At 72.4% G+C, this 8,694-nt stretch carries 9 protein-coding genes and 1 pseudogene; 3 read left to right on the top strand and 7 right to left on the bottom strand.

The features are described from left to right. A pseudogene (locus CCN39_RS38410) lies at positions 1-240 on the bottom strand (metal-dependent hydrolase); the annotation flags it as partial. 230 nt (positions 241-470) lie between these two features. On the opposite strand from CCN39_RS38410, the gene CCN39_RS38405 reads away from it, so the two are divergent. From CCN39_RS38405 to CCN39_RS38395, 3 genes are all read left to right on the top strand, one after another. After that, positions 471-1,517: a ThiF family adenylyltransferase gene (locus CCN39_RS38405; RefSeq protein ID WP_086850738.1), complete on the top strand. Its 1,047-nt coding sequence runs from the start codon at positions 471-473 to the stop codon at positions 1,515-1,517. Positions 1,518-1,577: 60 nt separating this feature from the next. Further along, entirely contained in the window at positions 1,578-2,918 is a 1,341-nt protein-coding gene (locus tag CCN39_RS38400) for an ABC1 kinase family protein (protein WP_086850737.1), read from the top strand. Between the two features lie 162 nt (positions 2,919-3,080). Continuing rightward, positions 3,081-3,968: a hypothetical protein gene (locus tag CCN39_RS38395; RefSeq protein ID WP_086850735.1), complete on the top strand. Its 888-nt coding sequence runs from the start codon at positions 3,081-3,083 to the stop codon at positions 3,966-3,968. A 31-nt stretch (positions 3,969-3,999) separates the two neighbouring features. Here CCN39_RS38395 and CCN39_RS38390 read toward each other — a convergent pair whose 3' ends face one another. The 6 genes from CCN39_RS38390 to CCN39_RS38365 form a co-directional block, all read right to left on the bottom strand. After that, positions 4,000-4,185: a hypothetical protein gene (locus tag CCN39_RS38390; protein WP_086850733.1), complete on the bottom strand. Its 186-nt coding sequence runs from the start codon at positions 4,183-4,185 to the stop codon at positions 4,000-4,002. After that, a complete protein-coding gene (locus tag CCN39_RS38385; RefSeq protein WP_167455304.1) occupies positions 4,182-5,048 on the bottom strand; it encodes a class I SAM-dependent methyltransferase in 867 nt (288 codons plus the stop codon). Before CCN39_RS38385 ends, CCN39_RS38390 begins: the two co-directional genes overlap by 4 nt. A gap of 547 nt (positions 5,049-5,595) precedes the next feature. Beyond that, complete coding sequence (locus CCN39_RS38380; RefSeq protein ID WP_086850729.1) at positions 5,596-5,850, bottom strand: hypothetical protein; 255 nt, start codon at positions 5,848-5,850, stop codon at positions 5,596-5,598. Next, positions 5,847-6,203 carry a WhiB family transcriptional regulator gene (locus tag CCN39_RS38375; protein ID WP_086850727.1) on the bottom strand — a complete coding sequence of 119 codons (357 nt, stop codon included), beginning with the start codon at positions 6,201-6,203 and terminating at the stop codon, positions 5,847-5,849. The genes CCN39_RS38380 and CCN39_RS38375 overlap by 4 nt, the downstream gene beginning before the upstream one ends. Before the next feature lie 151 nt (positions 6,204-6,354). Continuing rightward, positions 6,355-6,612 (bottom strand): hypothetical protein, encoded by a 258-nt coding sequence (locus tag CCN39_RS38370; RefSeq protein WP_086850725.1) that lies wholly within the window; start codon positions 6,610-6,612, stop codon positions 6,355-6,357. A gap of 205 nt (positions 6,613-6,817) precedes the next feature. Continuing rightward, positions 6,818-8,694, bottom strand: a 1,877-nt coding sequence (locus CCN39_RS38365; protein WP_143264309.1) for an ATP-dependent DNA helicase UvrD2, incomplete at its 5' end; no start/stop codon positions are given.

The following is an 8,694-nucleotide window of genomic DNA, read 5'->3' as shown; positions in this document are numbered from 1 at the left end:
CGGCACCGCGGTGCCGCCCAGGTACTTGCCCGACAGCAGCGCGCAGCGCGCCAGCAGGGCTTCGTCCGACGTCTTCGGGGACGCCGGCCGACGTGGTTCCGAGCGCTGCAGCTTGCGCTCCATCTCGGCGACCCAGTGTTTCTCCTCCGCCCTGGTCATCCGCGCGGGGATGAGCACGACGAGCGTGTCGTCGTTCCAATACGCGGTGACCGTCCGGTGCCGGCGCTGGCTGCGCCGCACTTCGACCTTGTGTCCGGGTGTGTCCGACGGGGGGTTCGTTTCCCCCCGGCCTCTCAGTGAGGGCATCCGTGCTTCGACCACTCGACAACGGTAAGGCCAGGCACCGACAACTCCGAGTGCGTTGAGGTCACAGACCCGAGTTGTCCACAGGCGGTTCCACTTGTGGACAACTCGGCCGATCCGGCTCCTTCCGAGGCCTCCCCGTCGCCACCAGGTGCGATCCTGCCGACATGATCCTCGACACCGCGGACATGCCACCGGTCCTCCTGCCGGCCCACCCTGCCCTGCTCCCGGGCCTCACCGTGCTCGAACGCGGCCCCCGCGAGATCCAGATCGGCCTCGATCCGCGCCACGGCGTGATCGTCGAAAACCTCGCCCCGCACCTCCTCGCGAAACTGCGCGCCCTCGACGGCAGCAAGCACGTCGAGCGGCTTCTGCTCGCGGAGAGCGAACACCGTGACCAGCTGCGGACACTGCTGCGGCAGCTGACCGCGCTCGGCCTGGTCACCGACGCCGGCCGCCCCGACGGCCCGGGCTTCCGCGGCGAGCCCGGCCTCTGGTCGCTGCGCGCCCGGCACCACCAGCCGGCCATGGCCGACCGGCGGCGCGCCGCCGCGGTCTCGGTGCACGGCGACGGCCGGGTCGCGGTGGCGGCCGCCGTGCTCCTGGCCAACGCCGGCATCGGGCACGTCGAGCTGCAGGTACCCGGCACGGTGACCGAGCACGACCTGGGCTCCGGCTTCACCGCGGCGGACCTGGGCCGGTCGCGGCGCCACGCCCTCGCCGACCTGCTCCGCCGGGTCGATCCCGAAGTCCGCGTCACCCGCCTGCACGACCGGTACCCGAACCTGGCCCTGCTCACCGACGCCGTCGTCCCGGCTCCCGAGCTCGTCGCCGAGCTGATGGGCGACGGCGTCCCGCACCTGACGGCACGCGTCCGCGACGGCACGGCCATCGTCGGGCCACTGGTCGTGCCGGGCCGCAGCTCCTGCCTGCGCTGCGCCGACCTGCACCGCACGGATTTCGACCCGTGCTGGCCGCGGGTCGCCGGGCAGCTCGCCGGCCGGCACCAGCGGCCCGATCTCGGCGCGGTCCAGTCCTGCGCGTCGCTGGCCGTGGCCCAGGCCATGCGGCTGCTCTCCCCGAGCGCACCGGCGCCACCGGCGTGGAACGCGACCCTCGAGATCGACGCCTTCGACGGCCGCATCCGCCACCGGGGCTGGCCGCCGCACCCGCGGTGCCAGTGCGGTGCCCGGGAGGTGATCCGGGAGACGTAGCCCACCAAGACGTCGCGCGCAGGCTGCGCGTCGCCGAGGCAGCAGGGCAGAATCGCGGTTGTGACCGACTTCCGCGACCCAGCCGATCGTGACACCGCGATGCCGCGCAAGGGTGCCGCCCGTACCGCCAAGCTCGCCAGTCTCCCGCTCGGCATCGCCGGCCGGGCAGTCGGCGGCTGGGGCAAGAGGCTCGCGGGCCAGAGCGCGGAACAGGTGAACGCGACGCTGTCGGCGAAGGCCGCCGAGCAGCTGTTCGAGGTGCTCGGCACGCTCAAGGGCGGCGCGATGAAGTTCGGCCAGGCGCTGAGCGTGTTCGAGGCGGCGGTGCCGGACGACATGGCGAAGCCGTACCGCGAAGCGCTGACGAAGCTGCAGGCCGCCGCGCCGCCGATGTCGGCCCGGCAGACCCACCGGGTGCTCGCCGAGCAGCTGGGCCGCACCTGGACCAGCCGGTTCGCCTCGTTCGACGACGAGCCCGCGGCGGCCGCGAGCATCGGCCAGGTGCACCGCGCGGTCTGGCACGACGGCCGCGTGGTCGCGGTCAAGGTGCAGTACCCGGGCGCCGACGAGGCCCTGCGCAGTGACCTGCGGCAGCTGCAGCGGTTCAGCAGGCTGTTCCAGGCGTTCGTGCCCGGCACCGAGGTCAAGCCGCTGCTGGCCGAGCTCTCGGAGCGGATGAACGAGGAGCTCGACTACCAGGCCGAAGCCCAGCACCAGCGCGCCTTCGCGAAGGCGTTCGACGGCGACCCCGGCATCCTGGTGCCGCGGGTGGTGGCCAGCGCGCCCAAGGTCGTCGTGACGGAATGGGCGAACGGCACACCGCTGTCCAAGGTGATCGCGGACGGCGACCGCGAGACCCGGAACCTGGCGGGCCGGCTGCTGGCGGAGTTCCACTACTCGTCGCCGGAGCGCGTCCACCTGCTGCACTCGGACCCGCACCCGGGCAACTTCATGATCACCGACGACGACAGGCTGTGCGTCATCGACTTCGGCGGCGTGGCCCGGCTGCCCGAAGGCATCCCCCGTCACCTGGGCGAAATGACGCGGCTGGCGCTGGACGGCGAGTCGGCCGAGCTGATGCGCCTGCTGCGGGAGAACCGGTTCATCAGGCCGGACAGCGACCTGACCGCGGAGGAGGTGCTCGCCTACCTGGCGCCGTTCACCGAGCCACTGGCGGCGCCGACGTTCCACTTCACCCGCCGCTGGATGCAGAAGCAGGCCGGGCGGGTGGGCGACAGCCGCAGCAACGACTTCCGGGTCGGCCGTTCGCTCAACCTGCCGCCCGAGTACCTGATGATCCACCGGGTGACGGCGGGGTCGACGGGCATCCTCTGCCAGCTCGACGCCGAGATCCCGGCCCGCGGCATCGTCGAGCGCTGGCAGCCGGGGTTCGCCGCCTGAGTTGTCCACAGGATGGGCCTCGAACGGAGGGTTCCGGTCGAGTTGTCCACAGCTGCGGTGGAGGGGGTTCCACCCGGTTGGCCGAGCCGTCATGATCAATACATGACAGCTACTCAATGCACCGATCCGCTCACCATTCGTAATCCCGGCGGTGGCGAGGTGATGAACCTCGAACAGCTACGCCGGGCGGGGGTGTCCGACCGAAGAACCCGGCGGCTCTGCGGCCCGGGAGGGCCGTGGCGCCGCCTGCACCCCGGTGTCGTCCTGCTCCGCAACACCGCTCCGACGCGGCAGCAACTGCTGCACGCCGCGCTCGTGCGCTACGGGCCCGGGGTGGTGATCACCGGGGCCGACGCCCTGCAGGCCCACGGCGTGAAGTGCCCGGCGGAGGGCGACATCCACCTGCTGGTGCCCCACCAGTGCCGGGTGGTGGCCTGCGAAGGCGTCCGCCTGGCGCGCACGGCCCGGTTGCCGGACCCGATCGAGGTCGACGACCTCCCGTTCGCGCCGCCGGCGAGGGCGACGCTGGACCTGACCCGGTCCGAACCCGACCCCGCCCGCATCCGGCACCTGCTGACGTTGCCGCTGTATTGGGGGCTGTGCGACCGCCGGGATCTGCTGGCGGAGCTCGAAGCCGGTCCCCAGCGCGGCACGGCTTTGGTGCGCAGGGTGCTGCGCGAACTCGACGAAGGGCCGATCCAGGCGCACGGCCTGGCCGCCCGCGTCCTGGACCGGGTACCGCTTCCGCCGCCGAGCTGGGACCAGACGATCTGCGACCGCCGCGGCCGCCGCATCGGCGAGGCGGACGCGTGGTGGGACGAGCTCGGCCTGGCCTGGCAGTACCGCTGCACCCCGGGTCCGGGAGGCGGCTTCAGCCACCTGGCCCTGGCCGCGACGGGGATCGTCCTCGTCCGCTGCACGGTCAGGCAGCTGCGCAAGGTGCCCCAGGAGGTGGCGCAGGAGCTGGCCAGGGCCTACGGCGATGCGTCCAGGACACCCCGTCCCAAGGTCCGAGCGGTCCCGCAGACGCCGATCGGCGACGCGGCCTGATACCGCCCTCGAGCTCAGGAGGTCGACTTGATCACCAGTACTCGTCCGGCAGCTTGCCTTCGATGTCCCGCACGTGCTGCCGTGCGCAGTCCGGGCAGAGCCACCGCAGCGCGCCCCGCTCACGGGTGGACACCCACGCGAGCGCCGTAGCCGGATCATCACCGGCAGCGCGAGTCCGGCCGCAGCGCGTGCACACCACCGGTTCCGGCGCGCTCACCGCAACCGTCCACAGTGGATCGCCTTGGCACCGAACAGATAGAGATCGTCCCGGTGACCGAGGAAGTCCGGGCTCTGCGGATCGGTCAGCGCGGCAACCGCGGCGAGATCGTCGGCGTCGAGCCATTCCCCGGCCGACTCCGCCAACCACCCGAGGCGGTGCACGACGTACTCACGCAGCCGGTCCGAGCCGGGCATCGGGTGATCGATGAGGGCGCCGAACGACTCGACGTCCTCGAGTCCGGCTTCGCGAAGCGCCCGCGGCCAGCCGTAGGGCATACCGACGCTCCCCGGAACGCCGGCCCGCATCCGTTCGAACCACGAGCCCCGAGCGGCCAGCAACCGCTGCTCCAGTCCAGGGCGGCCGACGCCCAGTTCCCACGGAAGGCACCGCATCTCGAGCCCGCCCTCGGAGATGGCCAGCACCCCACCGGGCCGGAGCAGGCCGGCGAGTGTCCGCAGCGCGGCTTGCTGATCACCGACGTGGTGCACCACGCCGGACGCCCAGACAAGATCGGCGGCGGGAACGGCCAGCGCAGGATCGGTGAGGTCGCCGAGAAGGCTGACGACCTCGACGGAGTCCCCGTCCACCTCGGCAACGGCCCGTTCGGCCTCGACCAGTAGCTTCGGAGTGGCATCGAAGAGCACGACGGTCCCGCCGGAACCGCGGGCAAGTTCGCGCGCGAACAGCACGCTCATCCCCCCGGCCCCACACCCGACGTCGACAACGGTCGGCCGCTCCCCGACGGAGCCGAGCAGCCGCCGGGCAACGGGCGCGAGCGCCTCGGCATCAAGGGCATCGGCCATGCGCAGCTGAGCCAGGCGGTCCGCCCAGTCGATGTCACCGTGGCTGTGTCCGGACATCACCCCATTCAACACCAGCAGAGCGGCCCCGGAGCACCCCGCAACGAGACCACCCGAAGGAGGCCACAAGGACCCGCACCACCCCGGCGCGCACCAACCCCACACCGCCACGGCACCACACAACGAGCCGCCCCGGCACCGCCGCGACGCCCGATCAGCGCGGGCAAGGTGGACCGCGCACCCGGAGCAGCGCCATCGCCACGGCCCGAGACCGGTCGCGTCCCCGAGCAGCACTGTCGCCGCGGCGCAGCCCTGCCCACGCACCCGAGCAGGACAGCCTCGCCACTCGCCCGCAGCGCACCGCCGCGGCGCGGTCTTGCCCGCGCACCCGAGCAGCACAGCCTCGCCACTCGCCGCCGCAGCACGCCTTCCATCCGCGCCGAGCTTCAGCCGCGCGTCGCCGGGCCTCGGCCGCACGATCCACCCACCGGATCGCCCCGCGCCATCGGCCCGCCGGGCCAGACCGCGCCGCGCAATCCCGCCACCGCACCCCACGGCAAAGCGCGAAGGCCCCCACCACCCACAAACGGGCGGCAGGGGCCTGCGCTCAGCTCTGGTCCTGGTACCGCTCCGCCCGGCGAGTGGCCCATCGGGCTACTCGCGTCCAGCGGCGCGCGGCACGCACGCTACCTCGGGCCCGCTGGGCGCGGACCCCCTCCTCCAGGTCCCGTATTCGAGCCCTGGACAGTTCTTCGTAAAGCAACATCTCGCTGATCTCCTCGATCTCGGTCTTCGTCAGTTGCAGCTCTTCGCTGCGGGGGTGGGCTTCGTAGTCCCTCGTGGTGACCGGTTCGACGCTCATGCGGCGGCGCTCCGGTGATCGCCGCCGGCCTTGGCCGCGGCGGGCTCGACAGCTGCGTTCTTGCGCGGGCGGCCGCGGGGCCGCTTGCGCGCGATGACCGCGCCGCGCTCGAAGATCTCGCCGCCCCAGACGCCCCAGGGCTCGCGGCGGGCCAGGGCGCCGGCCAGGCAGGCCTCGCGGACCGGGCAGTCCGCGCACTGCGCCTTCGCTCGCTCGAGCTCGGCCGGGGACTCCGCGAACCACAGGTCCGCGTCGCCCGAACGGCAGGGCAGCGCGACGTCGGGGACGTCGATCGGGTCGAGCAGGTCGGCGAATATTGCCTCACCCGAGGTGTAGGCGATGGCCGAAGACATGGTGGTTCCTCCTTGTGTCGTACGGGTTTTCGGTTGGGTGCTGGCGTTGGACAACGCTGGTTCCTCTTGGGTTGTGCAGCCAAAAACACAAAGGCCGCGGATCCGGGTTCTCCGGTTCCGCGGCCTTCGTGAGCCTCGTGTCCTGACTAGGTCAGGAACTTCGCTCCCGTATCGACAACGGAACACGGAACTGCTTGATGGTCGGCAGATCAGCCTGCGGGTACGCGGCGAGAACGCCCTGCGTCCCGAAGACGACGACACCGGTGGCCCAACGACGCGAGACGCGCCGCATGCCACGGATCCCGTGCGCGCTCACCGGCACACCAGTGCCCGGGCGCTGAGCAGCCGCAACTTCCGCGGCGCAGGACAGACGGGTGCCCGGGTTCGTGAGCGTCATGTTGATGGTCATTTCACCGGCACCTCCTTCTGTACTCTGCACACGCGGCCGCCGAGCGGCGCTTCCGTAGATCCCCAGTCGAGCCCTTCGGGCTCGGTACTGGCAGGTTATTGCTCCGCACCACACCGAGGCAACTTAATTAACCGGAAAATCCTCGAAGTTACGAAGATCGCCCCTGAGCAGCGGGTTCGCCGCGTCGATCATGGTCCGGACGCGGTCAAGACCCCGTCGACGCCCGGACGACGCCGAGGATCTCCGTGCCGAAGCGCTCGAGCTTCGTCGCGCCGATGCCGGAGATCGACACCAGCGCCGCCTCGTCGGCCGGGCGCTGCTCGGCGATGGCCATCAGCGTCGCGTCCGTGAAGACGACGAACGCCGGCACCTTGAGCTCCCTCGCCCGGTCGGCGCGCCACGACTTCAGCCGCTCCAGCAGGCCCTCATCCACTGTGGACGGGCAGCGCCCGCAGCGGCCCAGCTTGACGTCGAGGGTCTCCAGCAGCGGCCCGCCGCAGACTCGGCAGCGCGTCTTGACCGGCGTCGCCGGCTTCTGCTGGGACCGCGCCACCCTGGCGGCCGGGTGGTCCTCCGGGACGAGGCCGTAGAGGAACCGGCTGCGCCGCCGGTTGCGCCGCGCGCCCGGCGTGCGGGCCAGCGCCCAGGACAGCCACAGGTGCTCGCGGGCCCGGGTGACGCCGACGTAGAACAGCCGCCGCTCCTCCTCGATCGCCGCTTCGTCGCCGTCGGCGTGCAGGATCGGCATCGTGCCCTCGGCGAGGCCGACGAGGAACACCGCGTCCCACTCCAGGCCCTTCGCCGCGTGCAGTGACGCCAGCGTCACGCCCTCGACCGTCGGCGGGTGCTGGGCCGCGGCGCGCTGGTCGAGCTCGGCGCAGAAGCGCGGCAGGTCCGCGTCCTCGACCGTCGAAGCGAGCTCCTCGGCCAGCTCGACGATCGCCAGGAGCGCGTCCCACCGCTCCTTCGCCGCGCCGCCCGCCGGCGGCGACTCGGTCAGGCCGACCCGCGCGAGCACGGAACGCACCGTCGTGACCAGGTCGGAGCTGACGTCACCGCTCGCCGCGCGCAGCGCGGACATCGCCTGCCGGACCTCCGTCCGGTTGAAGAACCGCTCGCCGCCGCGGACCAGGTACGGGATGCCGGCGTCGGCCAGCGCCGACTCGTAGGCCTCGGACTGGGCGTTGATCCGGTAGAGGACCGCGATCTCGCTCGCCGACACGCCGCCGTCGAGCAGCTCCCGCACCCGGCGTGCGACGGCGCCGGCCTCGACCGCCTCGTCGTCGAACTCGGCGAAGCGCGGCTCCGGTCCCGGCGGCCGCTGCCCGATCAGCTTCAGCCGCGAGCCCGCCGGCCGGCCCCGCGCCGCGCCGATCACGCGGTTGGCCAGCGCGACGACCTCGGGCGTCGACCGGTAGTCGCGCTCGAGGCGGACGACGGTGGCGTCCGGGTAGCGCCGCGTGAACTCCAGCAGCGACCGCGGCGACGCGCCGCCGAAGGAGTAGATGGTCTGGTTGGCGTCGCCGACGACGGTCAGGTCGTCGCGGCCGCCGAGCCACGCGTCGAGCAGGCGCTGCTGCAGCGGGGTGACGTCCTGGTACTCGTCGACGACGAAGCAGCGGTAGCGGTCCCGGAACTCCTCGGCGACGGCGCCGTGCTCCTCGAGCACCGCGGTCGTGTGCAGCAGGAGGTCGTCGAAGTCGAGCACCTGCGCGGCGTTCTTCAGCTCTTCGTAGGTCCGGTAGACCTCGGCGACCTGCGCCGCCGGGGCCGGGATGTCCCGCTGGGCGCGCGCGGTGACGGCCGGGTAGTCGTCGGGGCTGATCAGCGACGCCTTCGCCCACTCGATCTCGCTCGCCAGGTCGCGCAGGACCTCGACCTCGGTCCCGAGCTTGGCCCGGTTCGCGGCCTGGCCGACGTACCGCAGCTTGTTCTCCAGCAGGTCCCACGGCCGGTCGCCGACCACGCGCGGCCAGAAGTACCGGAGCTGGCGGCGGGCGGCGGCGTGGAACGTCAGCGCCTGCGCCGCTTCGACGCCGAGGCCGCGCAGCCGCGTCCGCATCTCGCCCGCGGCCCGCGTCG

This window comes from Amycolatopsis kentuckyensis (genome assembly GCF_002155975.1).
Classification (GTDB): Bacteria; Actinomycetota; Actinomycetes; order Mycobacteriales; family Pseudonocardiaceae; genus Amycolatopsis; species Amycolatopsis kentuckyensis.
This window is presented reverse-complemented; position numbering and strand designations above follow the sequence as displayed.